The organism is Mycobacterium sp. IDUB_36, from assembly GCF_055419225.1.
Genome location: NZ_JBVAXH010000001.1, coordinates 1,646,406 through 1,671,596, shown reverse-complemented (window position 1 = coordinate 1,671,596; position 25,191 = coordinate 1,646,406). Strand labels below are relative to the sequence as shown.

Below are 25,191 nucleotides of genomic sequence, written 5' to 3'. Positions count from 1 at the left end.
GCAGTCGAACTGAACGGCAGACCCGCTTCGGAACCGAAGCACCGAGTTGATCCGCCGCGTCGGTCGCTGCCGGCTGTCGAACCCGGCCGGGCGGGGTCGATCGCCGAGTCTTTCGCAGGCGCCGACCCCGAGGCCGACGCCGAACGGCAGCGTGCGTTGCGGCAGATGAAGATCGTGGCCACGAGCTTCCTGGTCGGCGCCACGGTGGTCTTCCTGGGCTGTCGGTGGGCGCAGGCCGGCGGAGGCGCCGCCGCCTGGATCGGCTACCTCGGCGCGGCCGGAGAAGCCGGCATGGTGGGTGCGCTGGCGGACTGGTTCGCCGTCACCGCGTTGTTCAAACACCCGCTGGGCATTCCGATCCCGCACACCGCGATCATCAAGCGGAAGAAGGATCAGCTCGGCGAGGGCCTGGGCAACTTCGTTCGGGAGAACTTTCTTTCCCCCGAAGTGGTCAGCACCAAGATCCGCGACGCGCAGGTGCCCAGCCGGCTGGGCAAGTGGCTTTCCGACGTCTCGCATGCCGAGCGGGTGGCCGCCGAGTCGGCGACTGTGCTGCGCGTCCTGGTAGAACTGCTTCGCGACGATGACGTCCAGCAGGTGATCGACCGAATGATCGTGCGGCGCATCGGCGAACCGCAGTGGGGACCCCCGGTGGGCCGGGTGCTGTCGACGTTGCTGGCGGAGAATCGGCAGGACGCGCTGATCCAGCTGCTCGCCGACCGGGCGTTCCAATGGTCGTTGAATGCCGGCGAGGTGATCCAGCGGGTGATCGAGCGCGATTCACCCACCTGGTCGCCTCGATTCATCGACCAACTGGTCGGCGACCGGATCCACCGCGAGCTGATGGATTTCACCGACAAGGTGCGCCGCAACCCCGAGCACGAATTACGCCGTTCGGCGACGCGGTTCCTGTTCGAGTTCGCCGACGACCTGCAGAATGACGAGGCGACGATCGCCCGGGCCGAGGCCGTCAAGGAACAGCTGATGTCGCGCGACGAGGTGACCACCGCGGCCGCGACGGCGTGGAAGACCCTCAAGCGGCTGGTGCTCGAGGGCGTCGACGACCCGTCCAGTGCACTGCGCACCCGCGTCACCGACGCGGTGGTCCAAATCGGCGAATCGCTACGCGACGACGCGGAATTGCGCGACAAAGTCGATAACTGGATCACCCGGGGTGCCGAGCATCTGGTCGCCCAGTATGGGGTCGAGATCACAGCGATTATTACCGACACCATCGAGCGCTGGGACGCCGAAGAGGCCAGCCGGCGAATCGAGCTCCATGTAGGCCGTGACCTGCAGTTCATCCGGATCAACGGCACGGTCGTGGGTTCCCTGGCGGGGCTGGTGATCTACACCGTCGCGCAGCTGCTTTTCTGAGTCCGGCTAACAGTGCTTGCAAAAGCAAGCACCCGTTAGCTACCGTGGGCCGCGTTCGCATCGACACGCCGACGCCAGGACCCAAGGGAGTTCCCATGCCGCAGGAAGAGAACCTTGCTGCCGTGGTGACGACCGCTGCGTCGGACATCGGCAGCTTCATCAAAGCGCAGCGAGAAGCGGCCCAGGTGTCGGTGCGGCAGCTGGCGGAAAAAGCCGGCGTGAGCAATCCCTATCTCAGCCAGATCGAGCGAGGATTGCGCAAACCTTCGGCAGGCGTGCTCAACCAACTCGCCAAAGCGTTGCGGGTTTCCGCCGAGGTGCTTTACGTCCAGGCCGGAATGCTCGAGCCCGGCCCGACGAGCGAGGTTCGCGACGCCATCGTTGCCGACGTGACGATCACCGAAGGGCAGAAGCAGGTCCTGCTCGACATCTACACGTCCTTCGTTCAACAAAACGAGGCGGCCCGGGAGGAGACACCCCCTGCATAAACCCGGACACCGGCCGAATCCCCCTGACGCACAGAAAGAATGACGAGAGGAACACATCATGGCAGAGAACAACCCGTCGATCGACGACCTGAAGGCTCCGCTGCTTGCCGCGCTTGGCGCCGCTGACCTGGCCCTGGCCACGGTCAACGACCTGCTTACCGAGCTGCGTGACCGCGCCGAGGAGACCCGCACCGACACCCGCAGCCGGGTCGAGGAGAGCCGCAACCGCCTGACCAAGCTGCAGGAAGAGCTGCCCGAGCAGCTGCGCGACCTGCGTGAGCGGTTCACCGCGGACGAGCTGCGCAGCGCCGCTGAGGGCTACGTGGAGGCCGCGAGCTCGCGCTACAGCGAGCTGGTCGAGCGCGGCGAGGCCGCTCTGGAGCGCCTGCGCAGCCAGTCCGGGCTCGAGGACGTATCCGAGCGCGCCGAGGGCTACGTCGACCAGGCGGTCGAGCTGACCCAGGAAGCGCTGGGCACCGTTGCCTCGCAGACCCGCGCGGTCGGCGAGCGCGCCGCCAAGCTGGTCGGCATCGAGCTGCCGAAGAAGACCGACGACGCCGCCAAGAAGGCGCAGAAGGCTGTCGCCAAGAAGGCTCCGGCCAAGAAGGCGCCCGCCAAGGCCCCGGCCAAGAAGGCTCCGGCGAAGAAGGCTCCGGCCAAGAAGGTCACCCAGAAGTAGTCTCAGCACTCAACACTCGACTCCGAGTCGCCCGCTTGGGTGACTCGGAGTCGACGTTTCTGGCGGCACCCATTTACGCTTAACGGGTGAGCCTGGTGAATAGCGTCGTTTTGATCCTGCAGGTCGCTGTGGCGATGACTGCGCTCTACGCCTTCGTGCACGCGGCGATGCAGCGGCCCGACGCCTACACGGCGGCCGACAAGATGACCAAGCCGGTCTGGCTGTTGATCCTGGGCGCATCGGTTCCGCTGACCATGATGCTCAGCGCCTTGGGGGCGACCATCGGCGCCTGCGCGGCCGGGGTCTACCTGGTCGATGTGCGGCCCAAACTCCTGGAGATCCAAGGTAAGTCGCGATAACCCCATGCGACTCCTGATCCTTGCGCTTCTCGGCGCGCTCGTCGCCGCCGCGCCGGCGTCGGCGGACCCCGGTGCGAACACGGTGCCGGATGCGCCACCGTTCGTCGACCATGTCCGCTGGGCCCAGTGGTCGCAGGGCAGCGGGCTGTCGAGTCTTCGCGTCTACCCGACCGTGTCCGGCCGGGCGAGCTCGAAGCGAAGCGGGGTTCCCAGCCCGGAGGCCGACGAAGCGTGGGCCGAGGTGCTCGCCCTCGCGCCGCAGGCCGGCACCCCGGGCATGCGCGAGCAGTTCCGCTGCCACTGGGACTTCGCCGAGACGGCGCAGCCGGGCAAGACGAGTTGGAACTTGGAGCCCTGGCGGCCACTCGTCGACGACGCGACGATGGTGTCCACCGGCTGCAATCCCGGTGGCGCGCAGGAACCGTTCTGATGACGTGGACCCGCGCCCGGGTCGCCGAGCTGGTCGACCACACGCTACTCAAGCCGGAGGCCACCGCCGCTGAGGTGGCAGCGGTCGCCGAGGAGGCCGCCGCGCTGGGCGCCTACGCCGTCTGTGTCTCGCCGTCGATGGTCGCCCACGCCACCCACGCGGGCGTGCCGGTCGCGGCGGTCGCCGGATTCCCTTCCGGCAAACATCTTTCCGAGCTCAAGGCGCGCGAAGCGGCGCTGGCTGTCGCGGCGGGCGCGGCGGAAGTCGACATGGTGATCGACGTCGGCGCGGCGATCTGCGGTGATATCGACGCCGTCCGGGCCGACATCGCGGCGGTACGCGCCGCGGTCCCCGATGCCGTGCTCAAGGTCATCGTCGAGTCGGCCGCCCTGCTGGCGTTTGCCGACGAGCGCACACTGACCGCTGTCTGTCGCGCCAGCGAGGACGCCGGCGCCGACTTCGTCAAGACCTCAACGGGTTTCCATCCCGCGGGAGGCGCATCGCCGGCCGCCGTCACGCTGATGGCCGAGACCGTCGGCGGGCGGTTGGGCGTCAAAGCCAGCGGCGGGATACGGACGGCGGAGGCCGCCGTGACGATGCTCGACGCGGGGGCCACCCGGCTCGGGCTGTCGGGCACCCGCGCCGTGCTCGACGCGCTGGGTTGAACTGCCCGCCTAGAGGTCGGCCAGGCAGGGGTCCTGGTTGCCGCCCGCCGGAATGGTCGCGTTGCTGCTGGAGAACGCCGCTTCCACGCCGCTGTCGGTGACCTTGATGCTGTCGGCGTGTAGCCCCAGCGGATAGTTGCGGGTGGCCTTGGCCATCAGGTCGTCGATGTATTTCTGGGCGGTGTCCGACGAGATCTTCGAACCCAGTGCGGACACGCTGACCACTTGCAGCGACAGTCCGTTGTTGACGATCTGCGGCTTGAGCTTGGCGCTGTTCAACAGCCCCTTGAGCTCGATCGTCCCGTCGCCCGGGTCGGTAGTCACCCCGCTGGTGACGAACGCGCCCAGCACCGGCACGGCGTCCTGGATCGACTGCTTGATGCCGTCGGACGACCAGGTGACGGTGCCGTTCACCGATCCGATGGTGCCTCGGGAGTTGGCGGTGTCGTTCAGCTTGATGTCGCGGATGTCGAAGTTGACCTTCATCCCTTTTGCTTTGCGCACCTGGTTGCCGCCGGTCTGCACAGAGATGTCGCTGTAGTTCTTGGTGAGGTACTGCCACAGCACGGGCGGCGCCGGCGAGAACGACACCGAGGCGCTGTCCTGGACCTCGCACTGCACCGCGTTGGCCACTTTGGTGCTCGCGGTGTGACGGGCGTACAGCTCGCCGCCGATCGGGACCGCGATGAACACCAGCCCGACGATCAGCAAGATCAACAGCAGCGACGTCCGGTTGGCGAAGAAGCGGCGAGCGCCCTTGGTCTCCGCGTCTGTCCCCGTCGACGGGGGAGGCGTCGGTATCGAGATCCGGGTGGTCTGGCCTTCGTGGGCCTGCGGCGGCGGGCCGGGCTGCTGCGCGCGGGGGTTGGGCGGCGGACCTACGTGCGGCGGCTGATTCGGTTGCTGCGGTGGCCGATTCGGCGGCGGAACCGGTTGCTGCGGCGGCCGGCCGGGTGGGCGGCCCGCCTGTTGCGGACGCGGCACGTCACGCGCCGACGGCTGCGGCGCGCGGCCGGGCTGGGGGATGTTGCGGGTGGGCGACTCCGACGGCGGCAGCGGCCTGCGGCGCGGTGGGAAGCCGCGGTTGGGTGGCCCGGCGGGCCGCGGTGGCCGGCCGCGCTCCGGCGGCTCGTTGCCCGGCGGGACCGGAGGATTAGACATGAGCGAAGCAGGGGTCTTCCCCGCCGGGGGGGATGGACGCGTTATGCGTCGAGAAGTGGGCTGCCACACCGTCACTGGTGACCTGCACGCTGTCGGCCTTGATGCCCAGCGGGTACTGCTTGAGCAGCGCCGCAGTGAAGGTGTTCAACGCCGTCTGGGCGGTCTCGTGCGGGATCATCACGCCGAGCGCGTTGACCTTGTAGACCTGCAGCGTCAGCTTGCCGTCGGCCACCTGAGGCTTGACCGAGACGCCGCCCAGCCCCATCGCGCCGGCCAGCTCGATGGTGCCGGCGCTGGGGTCGGTGGTCACGCTGTCGACCAGTCCGCCGATGAAGGGGACGGAGTTCTGGATGGTCTCCTGGATGCCCGCCGACGTCCAGGTGATGTTGGCGTCCAGCTTGCCGATGGTGCCTTTGGAGTCGGCGTTGCCGTGCAGGTCGACATCGTCGATCTCGATGTCGGCCTTCATGCCTTTTGCGTTGCGGATGTTGTTTCCCGCGGTGTGGATGGTGATGTCCTTATAATGGCCTGTCACGTGCTGCAACAGGAATGGGCTCGAACCGAACGAAGCCGTGGCGCCATCCTGGATCACGCACTGTGTCGCCGCGGCCACGACGCTGTTGGCCCGGTTGCGGGCATACAACTCGCCGCCGACCAGACCGGCGATGGCCAGCGCGCCCACGATCACCAGCACCAGGACGATCGACACCGGGTCGCCGCGAAAACGGAAGCGGCGCTTGGGTTTACCGGGCCCGGCGGGACCCTGTGGCGGCGGCTGCCCGAAGGTTGCGGTCTCCGGATACTCCTGGGTGGGAGGCGCATAGGTCGGCGTGGTCGGCGGTTGGTACGCCTGGCCACCCGGCGGTGCCGGTTCGACGGGCGAAGTCTGGTCGCCGGGGCGACCCCATGTCGACGACGGGTCCTGGTGTGGCGGCCCCTGCGGATTCGTCATCTGCGCGATTCTGCCCTATCCGGATGAGCGAGCGCTGTGGAGTTGCGCAGGACAGCGATCGTCTCGCGGGCCTTCGTCACCTGCTCGAGGTCGAGGTCGGTGACCAGTAGCTGCGGGTCGGCGCCGGCCGAAGCGATCACGCGGCCGAACGGCGAGACCACCAGGCTGCCACCCACCCCGGTCGGGGCGCTGGAGGCCAGCGGCTCCCCGGGGTCGGCCTGCCCGGCCGCGACGATGTAGCTGGTCGAATCCAGCGCACGGGCGCGGGCCAACAACGTCCACTGCTCGAGCTTCCCCGGGCCGGTGGCCCACGATGCGCTGACCACCGTCAGCTGAGCTCCACCCCGGGCCAGGGTGGTGAACAGGTCGGGAAACCTGAGGTCGTAGCAGGTACTCAGGCCCACCCCGACGTCGCCGACGGTGACGACGACGGGCGTGGTGCCCGGTGCGACCGTCGTCGATTCGGTGAACCCGAAGGCGTCGTAGAGGTGGATCTTGTCGTAGTGAGCGTCGACGCCCGAGCCGGCCGGACCGACCGCGAGCAGGGTGTTGCGGACCCGCCCGTCGTCGGCCGGGGTGAACATGCCGGCCACCACCGTGATGCCGGCCTCGGCGGCGATCCGACGGACCCCGTCGGCCCAGGGCCCGTCGACCGGTTCGGCGACCGGCGCCAGCGGCACCCCGAACCGGCACATCGTCGCCTCGGGGAAGACCACCAGCGATGCATCCGCTGCCGCGGCGCGGTCGGCGTAGTCCCGCACGATCTTCAGGTTGTCGGCCGGATCGGTGCCACTGAGGATCTGGGCCACCGCGATACGCATGATCGCCAGCCTAAGGGTGGGCGGGTTTGCCCGGATGCCAGAATCAGCTCGGCAAAACCGACGAGAGGAACACCTGATGGTCGAGTTCACCCTGAAGCGGACGACGACAGCGCCGATCGAGGCGGTCTTCGACTCCCTCACCGACCACCGTGGTATCTCCAGCTACTCCAAAGCCGCCCGCCGCAGCACCCTGGACCGCGAAGGGACCCCCGCGCCCAACGGCGTCGGCGCCCGCCGGCGCATCGAGGCGGTCGGACCCGCGATCGTCGAGGAGATCATCGAGTACGAGCGGCCGAACCGATACGCGTACAAGCTGCTCTCCGGTGCGCCGGTGCGGGATCACGTCGGCACGGTCACGCTGCGCCAGACCGGCAGTGGGACCGAGGTCAGCTGGCACTTGCGCTCCACGCCGAAGCTTCCCGGCCTCGGCTTGCTGTTGACGCCGGTGCTGAAGCGGGCGATCGGCGAACTGCTCAACGGCGCCGTGGACGCCGCGGAAGCTCGCGCTTAGGCCCCGTCACCGATCCACCTCGTGGTGAAGCGCTGCTCGCGGATCAACAGCTCCACGAGCTGGCTGCCGATGAAATTCTCCAGCTTCCCGCCGACCAGCGGGATCTTCACCTCGACGGTGGCCTGAAACGTCAACCGCGCTCCGCTTGTCTCGCGCAGCGGTGCCAGGGTCGCTGTGCCGGTCAACGACGCCGGCGAGTCCAAAATCGAACCGGTGACCGTCGCGGTCGCCGCGCCGTCCCCGTCCGGCTCCCAGCGTTCTTCGCGGCGGATGAAGAGATCGCCGCGGTGGAACTGGGTGACCACGGCCGGCATCCGGTCCGCGCGCAGCACCTGGGTGGTGACCACGTCGATGCTGCCGTCGTCGCCGGACGGCCCGCCGAGCTGGATCGAGTCCAGCGTCGCCTCGTCGGCACCCGAATCGTCCAGTCGGGCAAGCCAGTACTGCTCATCACCGAACGCGCGCAGGACCGCTTCGACGGCCTCCGCGTAGTCGGTGGACATGTCGAACGAACGCGGCATAGCAGGTCAGGCTACCGTCAAGAGTCATGGAACCCGATCTGAAGGGGTAGGTGTGGGAACGGTTTTCGCCAGTGCGCACGTCGAGGAGAACGTGCCGCTGGCGCCGCTGACCACGCTGCGAGTCGGCCCGGTCGCGGCCCGGGTGATCACCTGCGCCAGCACCGATCAGGTGGTCGCGACGTTGCGGGAACTCGACGCCGCGGATTCGGGGCCGCTGCTGGTGATGGCCGGTGGCTCGAACGTGGTGATCGCCGACTCGCTGACCGACCTCACAGTGATTCGGTTGGCCAACAACAAAATTCACATCGAGGGCAATATCGTGCGGGCCGAGGCCGGTGCCGTCTGGGATGAGGTGGTCGTCGCCGCGCTCGAAGCCGGGCTCGGCGGACTGGAATGCCTGTCGGGGATTCCCGGGTCGACCGGCGCGACGCCGGTGCAGAACGTCGGCGCGTACGGGGTCGAGGTGTCCGACACCCTCACCCGGGTCCGTCTGCTGGACCGAACCAGCGGGGAGGTCCGCTGGGCGGGCGCCGACGAACTGGGTTTCGGTTACCGGACCAGCGTGCTCAAACACTCCGACGCAGCCACCGTGCTGGAGGTGGAGTTCGCCTTGGACGCCTCGGGTCGCAGCGCCCCGCTGCGTTACGGCGAGCTGGTCACCGCCTTGGACGGCGCCACGGCGGGGGAGCGCGCGGACCCGGCGGCGGTCCGCGAGGCGGTGCTCGCACTGCGGGCCGGCAAGGGCATGGTGCTCGACGAAGCCGACCACGACACCTGGAGTGTCGGCTCCTTCTTCACCAACCCCGTTGTGCCGCAGCGGTTCTACCAAGAGCTGGCCGACAGAGCCGATCAACCGGTGCCGCACTACCCGGCGCCGGACGGCGTCAAACTGGCGGCGGGCTGGCTGGTCGAGCACGCCGGCTTCGGCAAGGGCTATCCGGGCCTCGACGACGCGCCCTGCCGGCTGTCCACCAAGCACGCGCTGGCGCTGACCAATCGTGGCGGCGCCGTCACCGCCGATGTGCTGGCGGTGGCCCGCGCCGTGCGCGACGGCGTCCACCGTGTGTTTGGCGTCACACTGGTGCCTGAACCGGTGCTGGTCGGCTGCTCCCTCTGATTCGGGTGGGAAATGCGGGCGGCATCCGCCGGTATCTTTATGTCGTGAGCACAGAGCGCGGCGACTTGCCGGTCACCCGGCGCCGGGCTCTGACGACCCTGATGCTCGGCGCGGTGGCACCCGGCGTGCTGGCCGCCTGCTCCGGCGGGGTGGCCAAGCAGGCCGACAAGGCCAAACCGGCGGCTCAGGCCGCGCTGACTTTCCGGCCGGCCGACAAAGCCAAGAAAGTCGTGCCGACCGCGCCGGTCAGTGTCGAGGTCCGCGACGGCTGGTTCCAGCACGTCGCGTTGACCAACCCGGACGGCAAGACGGTGGCCGGCGCCCTCAATCGGGACCGGACGCTGTACACGCTCACCGAGCCGCTGGGCTACGACGTGACCTACACCTGGAGCGGCGCGGCGGTGGGCCACGACGGCAAGACCGTTCCGGTGAAGGGCGAGATCACCACCGTGGCACCCACGAAGGTGGTGGACGGTGGATTCCAGCTCGCCGACGGCCAGACCGTGGGCGTCGCGGCGCCGGTCATCATCCAGTTCGACGCGCCGATCGCCGACAAGGCCGCCGTCGAGCGGGCGCTGAAGATCACCACCGAGCCGCCCGTCGAGGGCGGCTGGGCGTGGCTGCCCGACGAGTCGGAGGGGGCCAGGGTGCACTGGCGCAGCCGGGAGTACTACCCGGCCGGCACCAAGGTCAACGTCGAGGCCAAGCTGTACGGCCTGGCCTTCGGCGACGGGGCCTACGGCAAGCAGGACATGAGCCTCAAATTCGACGTCGGCCGCCGTCAGGTGGTGAAGGCCGAGATCTCCTCGCACCGCATCCAGGTGGTCCGCGACGAGGGCGTCATCATGGACTTTCCCTGCAGCTACGGCGAGGGCGACAAAGCCCGCAACGTCACCCGCAACGGGATTCACGTGGTCAGCGAGAAGTACTCCGATTTCTACATGTCCAACCCGGCCGCCGGCTACAGCCACGTCCACGAACGCTGGGCGGTGCGGATCTCCAACAACGGCGAGTTCATCCACGCCAACCCGAACAGCGCCGGTGCGCAGGGCAACAGCAACGTCACCAACGGCTGTGTCAACCTGTCGACGTCCGACGCCGAGCAGTACTTCGCCAGCGCGATCTACGGTGACCCGGTCGAGGTGACCGGCAGCCGGATCGAGCTGTCCTACGCCGACGGCGACATCTGGGACTGGGCGGTGGACTGGAACACCTGGGTGGGCATGTCAGCGCTGCCGCCACCGAAGGACGCCAAGCCGGCGCCGGTGTCGATCCCGCGCAGCGCCCCGGCCACCCCGCGCGATGCCCCGACGCTGTCGGGCACCCCGACCACCACGCCTAGCCCTGCGGAGCCCGGCGGTTGAACCGGCCGTTCGGCGCCTGGTCACGCGGCCGAATGACGATCTGGTCGAGGTCGACGTGCGGCGGGCGCGACGCCACGAAACCGATCACCTCGGCGACGTCGGTCGCGGTCAGCGGCGTTATCCCGGCGTAGACCGCGTCGGCGCGGTCCTGGTCGCCGTCGAAGCGCACCAGCGAGAATTCCGTCTCCACCGCGCCGGGCGCAATCTCGGTGAGCCGCACCGGTTTTCCCAGTAGCTCGCCACGCAGCGTGCGGTGCAGCGCCCCCTGGGCGTGCTTGGCCGCGGTGTAACCGGAGCCCCCGTCGTAGGTCTCCAACGCCGCGATCGAAGTGACGGTGACGATCAGGCCGTCGCCGGACTCGATGAGCTTGGGCAGCAGTGCGCGGGTGACCCGCAGCGTGCCGAGCACATTGGTCTCCCACATCCAACGCCAGTGTTCGAGATCGGCATCGGCCACCGGCGCCAGCCCCTTGGCCCCGCCGGCGTTGTTGATCAGCACGTCGACCCGGTCTAGCCGGTGGGCCAAGGCGTCCACCGCGGCGTCGTCAGTGACGTCGGCCACAATTGCCGTTCCGCCGATGTCGGCGGCCAGGGCATCGATCCGGTCAGCCCGGCGTGCCACGGCAACGACGTGAAAGCCTTGTGCGGCAAGGATTCTCGCGGTCGCCTCGCCGATTCCGGCGCTGGCGCCGGTGACGACGGCGACGGGTTTCCCGTCGTTGGAACGGTCGGATGTCGTCGACTGCCGATCAGCGGGACTCATCTGACCAACTCTAGTAACCGTGCTAAATTCCTCCTGTGTACTCGAGCACCTTGTTCGGCTGTCTCCCCGCGTGTTGTTGCGCGGGCTGCGCGTGTTGTCGCCGCGCAGCCAGCCGCTCCTGAGCTCAGCGCAACGCGCTAGCGACGGTGTGCGGCACAGCCCGCCATCGGAACTCGGACAAGGACACACCAATGCGCTCCACAACATTCACCTCTCATCAGCACAACCCCCTCGCGGCCGCCCGCCGTCGAGGTCCGGGACGCCACCGCGTGGTGGCTCCCTCGCTTCAGCTTTCTGACGCCGCCGCGTCATCGGTATTCCGGGCCGTGCGGCTGCGCGGTCCGATCGGCCGCGATGTCATCGCCCAGGTGACCTCGCTGTCCATCGCGACGGTGAACCGCCAGGTCATCGCCCTGCTGGATGCCGGAATCCTGCGGGAACGCGCCGACCTGGCCGTCTCCGGCGCGATCGGGCGCCCTCGGGTGCCGGTCGAGGTCAACCATGAGCCGTTCCTGACCCTGGGAATCCACGTCGGCGCCCGGACCACCAGCATCGTCGCCACCGACCTGTTCGGTCGCACGCTGGACGCCGTCGAAACCCCGACCCCACGCACCCCCCAGGGGCCCGCGCTGGCCGCCCTGGCCGACGGCGCCCGTCGCTACCTGCGGCGCTGGCACCGCCGGCGGGCACTGTGGGTCGGCGTCGCGATCGGTGGAACGGTCGATGCCGCCAGTGGTCATGTCGACCACGCCCGGTTGGGTTGGCGCGACGCCCCGGTCGGCCCGGCGCTGGCCGAGGCGCTGGAACTCCCGGTGTCGGTGGCGTCGCACGTCGACGCGATGGCCGCCGCGGAACTCCTGCTCGGTATGCGCCGGTTCGGCCCGAACTCCTCGACCAGCCTGTATGTCTACGCCCGGGAGACCGTCGGCTATGCGCTGATGATCGGCGGCCGGGTGCACAGCCCCGCCAGCGGCCCGGGCACGATCACCAACCTGCCCGCGCAGTCCGAATTGCTCGGCGGCTCAGGGTTGCTGGAGTCGACCGTCAGCGACGAGGCCGTGCTGGCCGCGGCCCGGCGGCTGCGAATCCTGCCGGCGCACACCGGCGCATCGGGCGGCAGCGTGACCGAAGTCTTGAAGATTGCGCGCAGCGGCAACAAGCAGGCCCAGGAATTGCTCAACGAGCGGGCCCGCGTGCTCGGCGAATCGGTCGCGCTGCTGCGCGACCTGCTCAACCCTGACGACCTCGTGGTCGGTGGGCAGGCGTTCACCGAGTATCCCGAGGGCATGGCGCGGGTCGAAGAGGCCTATAAGGCCCGGCTCGTTCTGCCCGCCCGCGACATTCGGGTGACCGCGTTCGGCAACCGGGTGCAGGAATCCGGCGCCGGAGTCGTCTCGCTAGCCGGGCTGTACTCCGACCCGCTCGGCGCCATGCGTCGCGCCGCGCCGCCGCTGCCCGCCTACGAGGTCGACGTCGAGACACCCGCCTGACCTGGGACTCCACCCCGTGCTGCAAAGATGGCGGGGTGGGCCTTTCTGATCTGACCAATCCGCGCCGAGTCGCGGTGCTCGCGGTGCACACGTCGCCGCTGGCGCAGCCCGGCGTGGGCGATGCCGGCGGGATGAACGTCTACGTGCTGCAGAGCGCGCTGCACCTGGCCCGCCGAGGCGTCGAGGTGGAGATCTTCACCCGGGCGACGGCGTCCACCGATCCGCCGGTGGCGCGGGTGGCGCCCGGCGTGCTGGTGCGCAACGTCGTGGCCGGGCCGTTCGAGGGGTTGGACAAGTACGACCTGCCGACGCAGTTGTGCGCGTTCACGGCCGGGGTGCTGCGCGCCGAGGCTGCCCACGAACCGGGCTACTACGACATCGTGCACTCGCACTACTGGCTCTCCGGTCAGGTCGGATGGTTGGCCCGAGACCGGTGGTCGGTGCCGCTGGTGCACACGGCGCACACCTTGGCGGCGGTCAAGAACGCGGCGCTGGCCGACGGCGACACTCCCGAGCCGCCGCTGCGAACAGTGGGTGAGCAACAGGTGGTCGACGAGGCCGACCGGCTGATCGCCAACACCGATGACGAAGCGGCGCAACTGGTTTCGCTGCACCACGCCGACCCGTCCCGGATTGACATCGCACACCCGGGTGTCGACCTGGACGTGTTCCGGCCCGGCGACCGGCAAGTGGCACGGACCGAGCTCGGGTTGCCCGCCGACCGTGAGGTGGTCGCGTTCGTCGGGCGCATCCAGCCGCTCAAGGGACCTGACGTGTTGCTACGCGCGGTGGCCAAACTGCCGCGGGTGCACGTGCTGGTGGCCGGCGGACCGTCGGGAAGCGGGCTGGCCGTGCCGGACGGCCTGGTTCGGCTTGCCGCGCAATTGGGTATCTCTGATCGAGTGACGTTCCTGCCCCCGCAGTCGCGGGAAAACTTGGCCACCGTGTTCCGCGCCGTCGACCTGGTGGCGGTGCCGAGCTATTCGGAATCCTTCGGACTGGTCGCGCTGGAGGCCCAGGCCTGCGGCACACCGGTGGCTGCGGCCGCGGTCGGGGGTCTACCGGTCGCCGTGCGCGACGGGGTGACCGGCACGCTGGTCGAGGGCCACGACGCCGACCGCTGGGCACACGCCATCGACCGGACGTTGCGGAGCGACACCACGACGATGGGCCGCGCGGCGGTCGAGCACGCAGCGGCCTTCTCGTGGGACAGCACCGTCGACTCGCTGCTGACCAGCTACCGGCGCGCGATCGGCGACTTCGGTGCGCGGCGCACGGTTCGTGGTCTGGCCCCGCCACGACGCTCGGCGCAGGCCGGATGGCGTCCGTCGCGGCGCAAGGCGTGGGCATGAGCACCAACGGAGACAGCGGCGCACCCATCACGCACGTGCAGCGGCTGATCGAGGACACCCTCGACACCAACGATCTGGAATACAGCCGCCACGAGGGCGCGCACGGCGGCTTGCCCGGTGTGATCGTCGCCTTGCCTGGTGAGCGTCGGCTCAAGACCAACACGATCTTGAGCATCGGTGAGCATTCGGTGCGCGTCGAAGCGTTCGTCTGCCGCAAGCCCGACGAAAACCACGAGGGCGTCTACAAGTTCATGCTCAAGCGCAACCGCCGGTTGTACGGCGTCGCCTACACCCTCGACAACGTCGGCGACATCTACCTCGTCGGCCGGATGGCGCTGGCCTCGGTGGATGCCGCCGAGATCGACCGGGTGCTCGGCCAGGTTCTCGAAGCGGTGGACAATGACTTCAATACGTTGCTGGAGTTGGGTTTTCGCTCGTCGATCCAGAAGGAATGGGAGTGGCGGGTGTCGCGGGGTGAGTCGCTGAAGAACCTCGAAGCGTTCGCGCATCTGATCGAAGACGACGATGCAGAGCGCGAAGCGCGATGAGGAGAAGTCGAGCGTCGAACATCGAAGACGACGTTGCAGAGCGCGACAACTAAACCGCTACGGCCCGCAGGAATGCTTCGGCGAACACCGCGCAGGATTGGTCTAGCGGGGGCAGCGTGACTTCCGGAATGCTCGTCGCTGCCGGACGAACCATCGTGTGGATGGCGATCGGCGCGAGCATCTGCTGAATCACCAAGGGCAGCGGTAGATCTCGGATCCGCCCGGCGGTTATTTCGGTTGCCAGCCAGGTGCCCACGCTGCCGAGCATGAGTGGCACATGGTGCTGAAGCAGGGCCTGCACGGCGGGGTCGGTCGGGCGGGCCAGTCCCTCGGCGAGCATCGCCGGGGCCACCCGCGGTTCGCGACTCAGCGTCTCGGCCAGCGCCCGGTAGATCCGGTGGACGGTATCGCGTAGTTCCGCGTCGGGTTCGGAGAGCACCTCGTCGAGATCCAGGATCGGGCTGTAGCGGTCGAACACCGCGCGCATCAGTTCGTCGCGCCCCCCGAAGGTTGCGTACAGGCTGTGTACTGAGCAATCAGCTTGGGCGGCAATCGCTTCCAGTGTCGCCGCGATGAGACCGCGACTGCTGATCAGTGTCGCGGCAGCCTGCACCGCACGCTCGCGCACCGGTGGACGGCCACCAGGTTCGACACCAGCGGCCCGCACCGCGTCATCCAAGAGCTGACGGGTGCCGTTCAGCCGTCGTATCAGCGTGCTGCGCGACATCCCGGCCTCGCGGGCGATCGCGACCAGCGGCACGTCGGCGACATCCCTGCCGAGCGTCTTCGCGGCTCGCAGCGCCGCATCGACCACCTCGGCAGGGACATCGTCGACCGTTGGCGTCGTCATCTAGCTCATTGTGGTCGACACCGGTTGCGACGTCCGGCGGGCGAACGCCGGGGCGTGTTCCGGCCGGACTCCGACGCCCATGAAGCGCGCGGGTATCGCGGACAGCTGCGGAAAGCGAGCCAGGACACGCAGCAGTCCGGTGGGCGCCGGTGTCGTGCCGCCGTCCATCGCGCGCGACATGGCAGCGTGCAGGAGCCGTTGGAACGTCTGCGTCGCCGCAGTGGGGAACGCGCGGCGTCGCTGCACGGCGGCTAGGTCCTGCGCGGTGACGCGGCGTTCCCGAAGCGGTGCCGCCAGCAGCCTGGCCGCTGCCACAGCGTCCTGGACGGCCATGTTGATGCCGACGCCGCCGGCCGGGGACATCGCGTGGGCGGCATCACCGATGCACAACAGTCCGTCGGTGTACCAGCGGCGCAGCCGGTTGAGTTGGATGTCGAGCAGCTTCACGTCGTCGAGGTGCAGACTCTGCACGGCGTCGGCGAGTTCGGGGATGGCATCGACGATGTCGTCGCGCAACGCGTCGATGCCGCGGGCCCGCAGCTGGGCGTCGGCGCCCTTGCGCAGGAAGTAGCCGGTCTGCAGGTAGTCCTCACGCGGGATGACGCCGACGAACCGGCCGTCCTTGAACCGGGGCAGCAGCGTGTCCCCGATCCCGTCGGCCTTCGGCAGTCGGAACCACCAGACATCGGCGTCGACCGGGTAATCCCGCGGCACGAGCCCGGCCTCGCGACGGCACAACGACCACCTCCCGTCGCAGGCGATCGTCAGGTCGGCGCGCAGTTCGCCGGGCCCGTCGGGGCCGTCGTAGCGCACCCCGGCCACCCGACCGCCTTCGAACAGCAGTCCCGTGACGTCGTAGTTCATCCGGAGCGTGAACGAGGGCTCCTTTTTGCCGGCCTCGGCGAGCAGGTCGAGCAGATCCCACTGCGGGACCATCGCGATGTAGCGATGCGGGAGCCGCAGGCGGGTGAAGTCGATCAAGGGCGCCTTGCGTCCGTCCGGCAGATCCAACCCCCAACCGGTGATCTTGGTGTGGGGCAGGGCGTCGAACTGCTCGAACAGCCCGAGTTCGTCGAGCAGTTGCAGCGTCGAGGGGTGCACGGTGTCGCCCCGGAAATCGCGGAGGAAGTCCGCGTGCTTCTCCAGGACGGTCACCTGCACGCCGCCGCGGGCCAGCAGCAATCCCGCGATCATCCCGGCGGGTCCGCCGCCGACGATGACGCAGGTGGTGTTCTCGCTCATCGCATCCACCTCACTTTGTGATACTCGATTACGGCATAACTGTATATCGGTGTCACAATTCGCGGTAGGGCTGTGAGCCGTCTCACCGTTGGCCGACACCGTGGCGGGCCGGAGCAGTCGGGGTGAAAGACTGGCCGTCATGGGAGACGCTGCTGCGACGCTGGTTCTGCTCCGCCACGGCGAGAGCGAATGGAACGCCAGCAACCAATTCACCGGGTGGGTCGACGTCGATCTGACCGACAAGGGCCGCGGCGAGGCGGTTCGTGGCGGTCAACTGCTCGCCGAGCACAACCTGCTGCCGGATGTGCTCTACACGTCGCTGCTGCGCCGAGCGATCACCACCGCGCACATCGCCCTGGACGCCGCCGATCAATTGTGGATCCCGGTGCACCGCACCTGGCGTCTGAACGAGCGGCACTACGGCGCGCTGCAGGGTCTGGACAAGTCCGAGATCAAAGAGCGCTACGGCGACGAGCAGTTCATGACCTGGCGGCGCAGCTACGACACCCCGCCGCCGCCCATCGAGAAGGGCAGCCAGTACAGCCAGGACGCCGACCCCCGCTACATCGACATCGGCGGCGGCCCGTTGACCGAATGCCTCGCGGACGTGGTGGCCCGCTTCCTGCCCTACTTCACCGACGTCGTCATTCCGGACCTGCGGGTGGGCAAGACGGTGCTGATCGCCGCGCACGGCAACTCGCTGCGCGCCCTGGTGAAGTATCTCGACGGCATGTCCGACGACGACGTCACGGGTCTGAACATCCCGACCGGAATTCCGTTGCGCTATGACTTGGACGCCGATATGCGCCCGTTGGTCGCGGGCGGCAGCTACCTCGACCCGGACGCGGCAGCGGCCGGTGCGGCCGCGGTGGCCAGCCAAGGCGCGAAGTAAGCGGTAATCCGCAGCAACTCGGCAAACGGCGGGTGAACGGGCACCGAACACATGTCTCGCCACGTGTGACATGACCGATTTTGGCCTTGTGCTGCTGGGTTGGCGTTCACCGGAATCGTAAGCTTTTCACGTGACCGTGTTCTCGGCCCTGTCACTGGCCGGGGTGTTGTTCCTGGCGGCGCTTGCCGCGGGAGTCGCCGTCGGTGCCCGCTGGGCGCCGCGGGCGATCGAGCGACGGCAACGGGTGGCGGTCGAAGCAGCCGGAATCACCGTCGCGCAGATGCTGGAACGCATCGTCGCGCTGATGCCGCTGGGAGCCGCCGTCGTGGACCGGCACCGCGACGTCGTCTATCACAACGGCCGGGCCAAAGAGCTGGGTCTGGTTCGCGAGAGACAACTGGATGACGAAGCGTGGAAGGCCGCTCGCAAGACGTTGGCCGACGGCGCCGACGTCGAGTTCGACCTGCTGCCGGGCAAGCGCCAAGTTCCGGGCCGGACCGGGTTGTCGGTGCACGGACAGGCGCGGCTGCTCAGCGACGAAGATCGCCGGTTCGCGGTGGTCTTCGTCTACGACCATTCCGAATACGCCCGGATGGAGGCGACCCGGCGCGACTTCGTGGCCAACGTCAGCCACGAACTCAAGACGCCGGTCGGCGCCATGTCGGTGTTGGCTGAAGCACTGCTGTCCTCGGCCGACGACCCCGAGACCGTCCGGCGGTTCGGGGAGAAGGTGCTCGTCGAGGCAACGCGGTTGGGGAGCATGGTCACCGAGCTGATCGAGCTGTCACGCCTGCAAGGCGCCGAGCGGATGCCGGACATGGGCGCCGTCGATGTCGATGACGTTGTCGCCGAAGCGATTTCGCGACACAAGGTGCCGGCCGACAACGCCGATATCACGGTGCGAACCGACGCGGCCAGTGGTCTGCAGATGCACGGCGAACAGGCCCTGCTGGTCACGGCACTGGCCAACCTGGTGTCCAACGCGATCGCGTATTCGCCCCGCGGTTCGCTGGTGTCGATCAGCCGGCGCCGTCGCGGCGACAACATCGAGATCGCCGTCACCGACCGCGGCATCGGAATCGACCGCAAAGACCAGGAACGCGTTTTCGAGCGGTTCTTCCGGGCCGACAAGGCCCGTTCGCGTGCCACCGGCGGCACCGGGCTCGGCCTGGCGATCGTCAAGCACGTGGCGGCTAACCACAACGGCAGCATCGGGTTGTGGAGCCAGCTGGGCACCGGCTCGACGTTCACGCTGTCGATCCCGGCCTATGCCGGCGAAATCGAGTCCACCGACCTGCAACCCGAGCGCGAACCGCGCCCCATCAAGCCCTTACGGGAGCCCCAACGAGAGGAAGAACTACACCGATGACCAGTGTGCTGATCGTGGAGGACGAAGAATCCCTGGCCGACCCGTTGGCGTTTCTGCTGCGCAAGGAGGGCTTCGAAGCCACCGTGGTCACCGACGGCCAGACCGCGTTGGCCGAATTCGACCGTGCCGGTGCCGACATCGTGCTGCTCGACCTGATGCTTCCGGGTATGTCCGGGACTGACGTGTGCAAGCAGCTGCGGTCGCGTTCCAGCGTGCCGGTGATCATGGTGACGGCACGTGACAGCGAGATCGACAAGGTCGTCGGCCTCGAGTTGGGTGCCGACGACTATGTCACCAAACCGTATTCGGCCCGCGAGCTGATCGCGCGGATCCGGGCGGTGTTGCGCCGCGGCGGCGACGACGACTCGGAGATCGCCGATGGCGTCCTGGAATCCGGCCCGGTGCGCATGGACGTCGAGCGTCACGTCGTCTCCGTCAACGGCGAATCAATCACGTTGCCGCTCAAGGAATTCGACCTGCTGGAGTACCTGATGCGCAACAGCGGACGGGTACTGACACGTGGGCAGTTGATCGACCGGGTGTGGGGTGCCGATTATGTCGGTGACACCAAGACGCTCGACGTTCACGTCAAGCGGTTGCGGTCCAAGATCGAGTCCGACCCGGCCAACCCGATCCACCTGGTGACGGTTCGCGGGCTGGGCTACAAGCTGGAGGGCTGAGGTCCTACTCGGCGGCCCGGGTCGCCGGGTGTACGGCGATGAGGCCTAAACCGCTGCGCCGCTTACACATTGCGGCCAGCTCGGTATAGGCCTTCTCGCCGAGCAGCTCGGTCAGCTCGGGGCCCATGCTCACCCATACCTGGTCGGCGCCGACGTGGGCGGCAGGGTCGCCGGTGCAATACCAGTGCAGGTCCGCTCCGCCGGCGCCCCAGCCGCGGCGGTCGTATTCGGTGACGGTGGTTTTCAGGATCTCCGTGCCGTCCGGCCGGGTCACCCATTCCTGGCTGCGCCGAATCGGCAACTGCCAACACACATCCGGCTTCATCGTCAGCGGCTCGACGCCGATCTGCAGCGCCTTGGAGTGCAGGGCGCAGCCCTGGCCGCCCGCGAAGTCCGGCCGGTTCAGGAAGATGCAGGCGCCCTTGTATTTGCGAGTGCGGAACTGCTCTTCGCCCTCGTGTTCGTCGAGTTCGAGATAACCCTTGCGGCCCAAGCCTTTTTCGCGGAACTGCCAGTCGGCGTCGGTGAGGGTGGTGACGGCATCGTCGAGCCGGGCGCGGTCGTCGTCGTCGGACAAGAAGGCGCCGTGCGAACAGCACCCGTCGTCGGGACGATTCTCGACCGTCCCCTGACAGGCCGGTGTGCCGAACACACATGTCCACCGCGACAGCAGCCACGTCAGGTCGGCGGCGATCAGGTGCTCGGCGTTATCCGGATCGTAGAACTCGACCCACTCACGGGCGAAGTCCAATTCGACTTCGCCGGGATGGTCTGGCTGCGCACTTGCCACAGTTTCAACGGTAGACCAATCCGCGGCCGGGCCGCTGGCACGCTGCGGTGCGTTTTGCCGGTTCCTCCTCGCGCCGCTCGCGGCGCGCATCGTCACCGGGCTAGGTTGTGTCTCGTGCGATTAGGTGTTCTCGACGTCGGCAGCAACACGGTCAACCTGCTCGTGGTGGATGCCCGCCGCGGCGGGCACCCGACGCCGATGAGCTCCACCAAGGCCACGCTGCGACTGGCCGAGTCGATCGACAACTCCGGCAAGATCACCCGCAAGGGCGCCGACAAGTTGATCGAGACGATCGAGGAGTTCGAAAAGATCGCCGACAGCTCCGGCTGTGCCGAACTCATGGCGTTCGCCACCTCGGCGGTGCGCGACGCGAAGAACTCCGACGACCTGCTCTCGCGCGTCCGCAAGGAGACCGGCGTGCAGCTGCAGGTGCTGCGCGGCGTCGACGAGTCGCGGCTGACCTTCCTGGCGGTGCGCCGCTGGTACGGCTGGAGTGCCGGCCGGATCATCAACCTCGACATCGGCGGCGGATCGCTGGAGTTGTCCAACGGCGTCGACGAAGAGCCGGAGGTCGCGATGTCGCTGCCGCTGGGCGCCGGCCGGCTGACCCGCGAGTGGCTCAGCGACGACCCGCCCGGCCGCCGTCGGGTCGGCATGCTGCGCGACTGGCTGGACGCCGAACTGGCCGATGCGGCCGCCAAAATGCTCGACGCCGGCAGCCCCGACCTGGCGGTGGCAACCTCGAAAACGTTCCGCTCGCTGGCCCGTCTGACCGGAGCGGCGCCGTCGGCCGCGGGACCGCGAGTCAAGCGCACTCTCACCGCCAATGGCCTCAGACAACTCATATCTTTCATCTCTAGGATGACGACCGCTGACCGTGCAGAACTGGAAGGGGTGAGCGCCGAGCGAGCGCCGCAGATCGTGGCGGGAGCTCTGGTCGCAGAGGCAAGTATGCGAGCGCTGTCGATAGAAACGGTGGACATCTGCCCGTGGGCGCTACGGGAAGGTCTGATTTTGCGCAAACTCGATAGCGAAGCTGACGGAACCGCCTTCGTCGAGACGTCCGTGCGGGATGCTGGTAGCCAGCGAGCCAATCGGAATGGCGGCAAGAAATGACCGGACCCAACGACACCACCCGACCCATCTCGGTCGCCGAGCTGCTGGCCAAGAACGGCACCCACGGCGCCCCGGCCCCGGCACGCCGTCGCCGCCGTCGTGGCAACTCCGACGCGGTGACCGTCGCCGAGCTGACCGGCGAGATTCCCATCATCACCGACGACACCGATCCCGACGCCGAGCAGCAACCCATCCCCGACTCGCGGGCGCACCGCGCCAACGGGTCGGCCCGCGTCTCGCCGCCCCCCGTGGCACCGCCGGTGGTGGACGACGAGGTCGAGGCGCCCGCCGAAGAGCCGGTGGAAAAGGCGTTCTGGTCCGAACCCGAGCCGCGCTGGCCGGCATCCGCACCCCCTCGTCCGCGTGAAGAATCCACCGTGACCCGCGAATCGCGACCGCAGCGCAGCTCCTACCCGCGCCCGCTGCGAAGGTTCGGACGCACCGACGCTGATCGTCCCGAGCCACGCGAGGACAAGCCGGTCGACCGGTCCGGCGCGGAGGGCATGAACCCCGATCCGATCGAGGACTACGCGGGAATGTCGGTCGACGTGATGGACACCGACGTTCGCGACGCCGACTCGTCCATCGAGGACTCTGCCTACGTCCGCTCATACCTGGGGTCGCCGGACAGCAAGGGCGACGTCGAATCATCCGGTGGCGCACGATATTCCGACATCGACGACGCTGCCGACGACGAGGACTACCCGGACGACGAGTTCGGCGACGGCCACACCTGGTCGCGATCCGACAGCATGCGGTTCACCGGAGCGGTTGTGCTGCAATCGTTTTTGGCGGTCGCGTTCGGGGCCGGCCTGTTCATCGCGTTCGACCAGCTGTGGCGTTGGAACAACATCGTCGCGTTGGTACTTTCGGTGCTCGTCATCCTCGGCCTGGTGATCGGCGTGCGGGTGGTGCGTAAGACCGAGGACATCGGTAGCACGCTGATCGCGGTCGCGGTGGGGGCGCTGGTCACGCTGGGGCCCCTGGCGTTGTTGCAATCCGGCTAGGCCTCAACCGAATCCACGTGCGCCCCGCAATCAAGGTCGGCTTGTCGACGGCCTCGGTCTATCCGATGAAGACCGAGGCCGCATTCGAGTACGCGGCCGACCTCGGTTACGACGGCGTCGAGCTGATGGTGTGGGGCGAGTCGATCAGCCAGGACATCGATGCGGTGGCCAAGCTCTCCCGCAAATACGGGGTGCCGGTCCTGTCGGTGCATGCGCCGTGCCTGCTGATCTCGCAACGGGTGTGGGGCGCCAATCCGATCGCCAAGCTCGACCGCAGCGTGCGCGCGGCGGAGAAGCTGGGCGCGCAGACCGTCGTCGTGCACCCGCCGTTTCGCTGGCAGCGCCGCTACGTCGAGGGCTTCACCGAGCAGGTCGCTGAATTGGAGTCCTCCAGCGATGTGCTGGTGGCCGTCGAGAACATGTTCCCGTTCCGGACCGACCGGTTCTTCCCGAACCAGACCATCGAGCGGATGCGTCGCCGCGGCGGTGGGCCCGGGCCGGGGATTTCGGCGTTCGCGCCGTCCTACGACCCGCTGGACGGCAATCACGCGCACTACACGCTGGATCTTTCGCACTCCGCCACGGCGGGCACCGATGCGCTGGACATGGCCGAGCGGATGGGTGCGGGTCTGGTGCACCTGCACCTCTGCGACGGCACCGGGCTGCCCGCCGACGAGCACCTGGCGCCGGGCCGCGGCAGCCAGCCGACAGTCGAGGTGTGCCAGTTGCTGGCCAACAGCGACTTCGCCGGCCATGTCGTGCTGGAGGTGTCCACGTCATCGGCGCGGTCGGTGCACGAGCGCGAAGCCATTTTGACCGAGTCGTTGCAGTTCGCCCGCACACACCTGTTGCGCTGACCGAAGGAGGGGCGGCGCCCTTGACTGCCGCATTCACCGAAGCGATGGAGCTTCGCGAGATCGAAACCGACGGCGTGCTCAGCGTCTACGAGGCCGAGCTGAACAAGATCTGGACTATCGGAACCAAAGTGCACGGCGGGGTGATGGTCGCGTTGTGCGCCAACGCCGCTCGCACCGCCCACGGCGGGCCCGTCGAGCCGGTCGCGGTGTCGGCGAGCTTCTTGTCCGCGCCCGACCCCGGACCCATGCGACTGGTCACCTCGATGCGCAAGCGCGGGCGCCGGATCAGCGTGGTGGACGTCGAGCTGATCCAGGGTGACCGTGCCGCGGTGCACGCGGCGGTCACGCTGGGGGAGCCCGAGCACCTGGCGCCCCCGCTGCTGTCGGGCAACCCGGTGGTCGGCCTGATGGACCCCGAGCCGCCCGCTGACGTACAGCCGGTAGCGCCCGGCCACCGTCTGTCCGGGCTGGTGAACCTGGCCGAGGGCTGCGAGGTCCGGACGCTGACGTCGACGCTGGGCATCTCGACCGACGGCCGGCCGCCGGTGATCCAGAACTGGGTGCGGCCGCGCGATGTCGCGCCGGACGTGCTGTTCGCGTTGATGTGCGGCGACATCTCGGCGCCGGTGAGCTTCGCCGTAGACCGCACCGGCTGGGCGCCCACCGTGCAGCTGACGGCCTATCTGCGGGGTCTGCCGGCCGACGGCTGGCTGCGGGTGGTGTGCACGTGCGTGCAGATCGGTCAGGACTGGTTCGACGAGGACCACACCGTCGTGGACTCGACCGGTCGCATCATCGTGCAGAGCCGCCAGCTGGCGATGGTGCCCGCTCCGTAACGGCCCGCGCCCTCACCCCGAAAGTCACACAGGTCTGCCATGCTGAGCGGCATGGCCAGAATTGCGCTCGTCGGTGGGGGAAGCATGGGCGAGGCCCTGCTGTCGGGCTTGCTGCGGGCCGGTCGGCAGGTCAAGGACCTGGTGGTGGCCGAGAAAAGCCCCGACCGCGCGCGCTACCTCGCTGACACCTACGGGGTGTTGGTCACCTCGCTGCCCGATGCGGTGGAGAACGCGACGTTCGTCATCATCGCCGTCAAACCCTCCGACGTCGGGTCGGTTGTCGGCGAGATCGGCAAGGTCGCCGCGGCGGCCGCCCACGACAGCCCGGATCAGGTGTTCATCACCGTCGCGGCCGGGGTGACGACGGGCTACCTGGAATCCAAGCTGCTGGCCGGCACCCCGGTGGTGCGGGTGATGCCCAACGCGCCGGCGTTGGTCGGCGCGGGGATCAGCGCCATGGCTGCCGGCCGTTTTGCGACCCCTGAGCAGCTCAAGGAGGTCGCGGCGCTGTTCGACTCGGTGGGTGCGGTGCTGACGGTCGCTGAGGAGCACATGGACGCCGTCACGGCCGTCTCCGGTTCGGGGCCCGCGTACTTCTTTCTGTTGATCGAGGCACTGGTCGACGCCGGGGTCGGTGTGGGCCTGAGTCGCGCGGTGTCGACCGAGCTGGTTGCGCAGACCGTTGCGGGTTCGGCGGCGCTTTTGCTGGACCGCATGGAACAGGACCGTGAGACGGGGGCCGACACGCGGCGAGACCTGTCCCTGGACACCACCGCCGCCCGGCTGCGTGCCATTGTTACCTCTCCCGGTGGCACTACTGCCGCTGCGCTGCGAGAATTGGAAAAGCACGGTTTGCGAGCGGCCGTCGATGCGGCGGTGCAAGCGGCAAAAACCCGCTCTGAGCAGCTAAGAATTACATCAGAGTAATTTATAGAATTTTATTTAATTGCCACC

Annotated in this window: 28 protein-coding genes; 20 read left to right on the top strand and 8 right to left on the bottom strand. The window is 68.3% G+C overall.

Annotated elements, in window-relative coordinates:
* Nucleotides 1–66 precede the first annotated feature (66 nt).
* From ACZYW1_RS08210 to deoC, 6 genes are all read left to right on the top strand, one after another.
* Nucleotides 67–1,377 carry a DUF445 domain-containing protein gene (locus ACZYW1_RS08210; protein WP_463787747.1) on the top strand — a complete coding sequence of 437 codons (1,311 nt, stop codon included), beginning with the start codon at nucleotides 67–69 and terminating at the stop codon, nucleotides 1,375–1,377.
* 95 nt (nucleotides 1,378–1,472) lie between these two features.
* Nucleotides 1,473–1,865 carry a helix-turn-helix domain-containing protein gene (locus ACZYW1_RS08205; protein ID WP_293004559.1) on the top strand — a complete coding sequence of 131 codons (393 nt, stop codon included), beginning with the start codon at nucleotides 1,473–1,475 and terminating at the stop codon, nucleotides 1,863–1,865.
* Nucleotides 1,866–1,923: 58 nt separating this feature from the next.
* Entirely contained in the window at nucleotides 1,924–2,544 is a 621-nt protein-coding gene (locus tag ACZYW1_RS08200; protein ID WP_463784791.1) for a heparin-binding hemagglutinin, read from the top strand.
* 95 nt (nucleotides 2,545–2,639) lie between these two features.
* Nucleotides 2,640–2,903 carry a DUF2516 family protein gene (locus ACZYW1_RS08195; RefSeq protein ID WP_293010339.1) on the top strand — a complete coding sequence of 88 codons (264 nt, stop codon included), beginning with the start codon at nucleotides 2,640–2,642 and terminating at the stop codon, nucleotides 2,901–2,903.
* 4 nt (nucleotides 2,904–2,907) lie between these two features.
* Nucleotides 2,908–3,333, top strand: coding sequence for a DUF2599 domain-containing protein (locus ACZYW1_RS08190; protein WP_463784789.1), 426 nt, complete (start codon nucleotides 2,908–2,910; stop codon nucleotides 3,331–3,333).
* Nucleotides 3,333–3,998 carry a deoxyribose-phosphate aldolase gene (gene deoC / locus ACZYW1_RS08185; protein WP_463784788.1) on the top strand — a complete coding sequence of 222 codons (666 nt, stop codon included), beginning with the start codon at nucleotides 3,333–3,335 and terminating at the stop codon, nucleotides 3,996–3,998. The genes ACZYW1_RS08190 and deoC overlap by 1 nt, the downstream gene beginning before the upstream one ends.
* 9 nt (nucleotides 3,999–4,007) lie before the next feature.
* Here the strand turns inward: deoC and ACZYW1_RS08180 are convergent, their stop codons facing one another.
* From ACZYW1_RS08180 to ACZYW1_RS08170, 3 genes are read right to left on the bottom strand one after another with little or no spacing between them, the layout of a single operon-like run.
* Nucleotides 4,008–5,159, bottom strand: a complete 1,152-nt coding sequence (locus tag ACZYW1_RS08180; RefSeq protein ID WP_463784786.1) for an LmeA family phospholipid-binding protein — start codon at nucleotides 5,157–5,159, stop codon at nucleotides 4,008–4,010.
* Nucleotides 5,152–6,111 (bottom strand): LmeA family phospholipid-binding protein, encoded by a 960-nt coding sequence (locus tag ACZYW1_RS08175; RefSeq protein ID WP_463784784.1) that lies wholly within the window; start codon nucleotides 6,109–6,111, stop codon nucleotides 5,152–5,154. Before ACZYW1_RS08175 ends, ACZYW1_RS08180 begins: the two co-directional genes overlap by 8 nt.
* Nucleotides 6,108–6,932, bottom strand: a complete 825-nt coding sequence (locus ACZYW1_RS08170) for a carbon-nitrogen hydrolase family protein (protein WP_463784783.1) — start codon at nucleotides 6,930–6,932, stop codon at nucleotides 6,108–6,110. The genes ACZYW1_RS08175 and ACZYW1_RS08170 overlap by 4 nt, the downstream gene beginning before the upstream one ends.
* A 76-nt stretch (nucleotides 6,933–7,008) precedes the next feature.
* Here ACZYW1_RS08170 and ACZYW1_RS08165 point away from each other — a divergent pair, with 76 nt between their 5' ends.
* Complete coding sequence (locus ACZYW1_RS08165) at nucleotides 7,009–7,443, top strand: SRPBCC family protein (RefSeq protein WP_463784782.1); 435 nt, start codon at nucleotides 7,009–7,011, stop codon at nucleotides 7,441–7,443.
* On the opposite strand, the gene ACZYW1_RS08160 is transcribed toward ACZYW1_RS08165, so the two are convergent.
* Entirely contained in the window at nucleotides 7,440–7,964 is a 525-nt protein-coding gene (locus ACZYW1_RS08160; protein WP_463784780.1) for a DUF2505 domain-containing protein, read from the bottom strand. The genes ACZYW1_RS08165 and ACZYW1_RS08160 overlap by 4 nt on opposite strands.
* Between ACZYW1_RS08160 and ACZYW1_RS08155 the strand changes: the two genes are divergently transcribed.
* Complete coding sequence (locus ACZYW1_RS08155) at nucleotides 7,963–9,081, top strand: UDP-N-acetylmuramate dehydrogenase (RefSeq protein WP_463787746.1); 1,119 nt, start codon at nucleotides 7,963–7,965, stop codon at nucleotides 9,079–9,081. The genes ACZYW1_RS08160 and ACZYW1_RS08155 overlap by 2 nt on opposite strands.
* Nucleotides 9,082–9,182: 101 nt before the next feature.
* Nucleotides 9,183–10,445 carry a L,D-transpeptidase gene (locus ACZYW1_RS08150; protein WP_463787745.1) on the top strand — a complete coding sequence of 421 codons (1,263 nt, stop codon included), beginning with the start codon at nucleotides 9,183–9,185 and terminating at the stop codon, nucleotides 10,443–10,445.
* On the opposite strand, the gene ACZYW1_RS08145 is transcribed toward ACZYW1_RS08150, so the two are convergent.
* Entirely contained in the window at nucleotides 10,420–11,208 is a 789-nt protein-coding gene (locus ACZYW1_RS08145) for an SDR family oxidoreductase (protein ID WP_463784778.1), read from the bottom strand. The two genes, ACZYW1_RS08150 and ACZYW1_RS08145, sit on opposite strands and share 26 nt — an antisense overlap.
* A gap of 191 nt (nucleotides 11,209–11,399) precedes the next feature.
* Here ACZYW1_RS08145 and ACZYW1_RS08140 point away from each other — a divergent pair, with 191 nt between their 5' ends.
* Genes ACZYW1_RS08140 through ACZYW1_RS08130 form a run of 3 tightly spaced genes read left to right on the top strand, consistent with a single transcriptional unit; the run spans nucleotide 11,400 to nucleotide 14,598 of the window.
* Nucleotides 11,400–12,698 carry an ROK family protein gene (locus tag ACZYW1_RS08140; RefSeq protein WP_463784776.1) on the top strand — a complete coding sequence of 433 codons (1,299 nt, stop codon included), beginning with the start codon at nucleotides 11,400–11,402 and terminating at the stop codon, nucleotides 12,696–12,698.
* A gap of 35 nt (nucleotides 12,699–12,733) precedes the next feature.
* Entirely contained in the window at nucleotides 12,734–14,050 is a 1,317-nt protein-coding gene (gene mshA, locus ACZYW1_RS08135) for a D-inositol-3-phosphate glycosyltransferase (RefSeq protein ID WP_463784773.1), read from the top strand.
* Nucleotides 14,047–14,598 (top strand): type III secretion system chaperone family protein, encoded by a 552-nt coding sequence (locus ACZYW1_RS08130; protein ID WP_463784771.1) that lies wholly within the window; start codon nucleotides 14,047–14,049, stop codon nucleotides 14,596–14,598. Before mshA ends, ACZYW1_RS08130 begins: the two co-directional genes overlap by 4 nt.
* Before the next feature lie 49 nt (nucleotides 14,599–14,647).
* On the opposite strand, the gene ACZYW1_RS08125 is transcribed toward ACZYW1_RS08130, so the two are convergent.
* Complete coding sequence (locus tag ACZYW1_RS08125) at nucleotides 14,648–15,448, bottom strand: TetR/AcrR family transcriptional regulator (RefSeq protein WP_463784768.1); 801 nt, start codon at nucleotides 15,446–15,448, stop codon at nucleotides 14,648–14,650.
* Nucleotides 15,449–16,690, bottom strand: a complete 1,242-nt coding sequence (locus ACZYW1_RS08120; protein ID WP_463784766.1) for an FAD-dependent oxidoreductase — start codon at nucleotides 16,688–16,690, stop codon at nucleotides 15,449–15,451. It abuts the gene before it with no gap.
* Nucleotides 16,691–16,829: 139 nt separating this feature from the next.
* Here ACZYW1_RS08120 and ACZYW1_RS08115 point away from each other — a divergent pair, with 139 nt between their 5' ends.
* The 3 genes from ACZYW1_RS08115 to regX all read left to right on the top strand — a co-directional run bounded on the left by ACZYW1_RS08115 (nucleotide 16,830) and on the right by regX (nucleotide 19,631).
* Entirely contained in the window at nucleotides 16,830–17,582 is a 753-nt protein-coding gene (locus ACZYW1_RS08115; protein WP_463784764.1) for a phosphoglyceromutase, read from the top strand.
* A gap of 130 nt (nucleotides 17,583–17,712) precedes the next feature.
* Nucleotides 17,713–18,951, top strand: a complete 1,239-nt coding sequence (locus tag ACZYW1_RS08110; protein ID WP_463784762.1) for a sensor histidine kinase — start codon at nucleotides 17,713–17,715, stop codon at nucleotides 18,949–18,951.
* Nucleotides 18,948–19,631 (top strand): two-component sensory transduction protein RegX, encoded by a 684-nt coding sequence (gene regX, locus ACZYW1_RS08105; RefSeq protein ID WP_293004589.1) that lies wholly within the window; start codon nucleotides 18,948–18,950, stop codon nucleotides 19,629–19,631. Before ACZYW1_RS08110 ends, regX begins: the two co-directional genes overlap by 4 nt.
* 4 nt (nucleotides 19,632–19,635) lie before the next feature.
* Here regX and ACZYW1_RS08100 read toward each other — a convergent pair whose 3' ends face one another.
* Nucleotides 19,636–20,421 carry a DUF3109 family protein gene (locus ACZYW1_RS08100; protein ID WP_463784760.1) on the bottom strand — a complete coding sequence of 262 codons (786 nt, stop codon included), beginning with the start codon at nucleotides 20,419–20,421 and terminating at the stop codon, nucleotides 19,636–19,638.
* 114 nt (nucleotides 20,422–20,535) lie between these two features.
* Here ACZYW1_RS08100 and ACZYW1_RS08095 point away from each other — a divergent pair, with 114 nt between their 5' ends.
* Genes ACZYW1_RS08095 through proC form a run of 5 tightly spaced genes read left to right on the top strand, consistent with a single transcriptional unit; the run spans nucleotide 20,536 to nucleotide 25,164 of the window.
* Complete coding sequence (locus tag ACZYW1_RS08095; RefSeq protein WP_463784758.1) at nucleotides 20,536–21,537, top strand: Ppx/GppA family phosphatase; 1,002 nt, start codon at nucleotides 20,536–20,538, stop codon at nucleotides 21,535–21,537.
* On the top strand, nucleotides 21,534–22,544 hold the full coding sequence (locus ACZYW1_RS08090; RefSeq protein WP_463784756.1) for a hypothetical protein: 1,011 nt from the start codon (nucleotides 21,534–21,536) through the stop codon (nucleotides 22,542–22,544). Before ACZYW1_RS08095 ends, ACZYW1_RS08090 begins: the two co-directional genes overlap by 4 nt.
* A gap of 17 nt (nucleotides 22,545–22,561) precedes the next feature.
* Nucleotides 22,562–23,401: a sugar phosphate isomerase/epimerase family protein gene (locus ACZYW1_RS08085; RefSeq protein ID WP_463784754.1), complete on the top strand. Its 840-nt coding sequence runs from the start codon at nucleotides 22,562–22,564 to the stop codon at nucleotides 23,399–23,401.
* A 20-nt stretch (nucleotides 23,402–23,421) separates the two neighbouring features.
* Entirely contained in the window at nucleotides 23,422–24,237 is an 816-nt protein-coding gene (locus ACZYW1_RS08080; protein ID WP_463784752.1) for a thioesterase family protein, read from the top strand.
* A gap of 51 nt (nucleotides 24,238–24,288) precedes the next feature.
* Nucleotides 24,289–25,164, top strand: a complete 876-nt coding sequence (proC, locus tag ACZYW1_RS08075; protein WP_463784749.1) for a pyrroline-5-carboxylate reductase — start codon at nucleotides 24,289–24,291, stop codon at nucleotides 25,162–25,164.
* Nucleotides 25,165–25,191 lie beyond the last annotated feature (27 nt).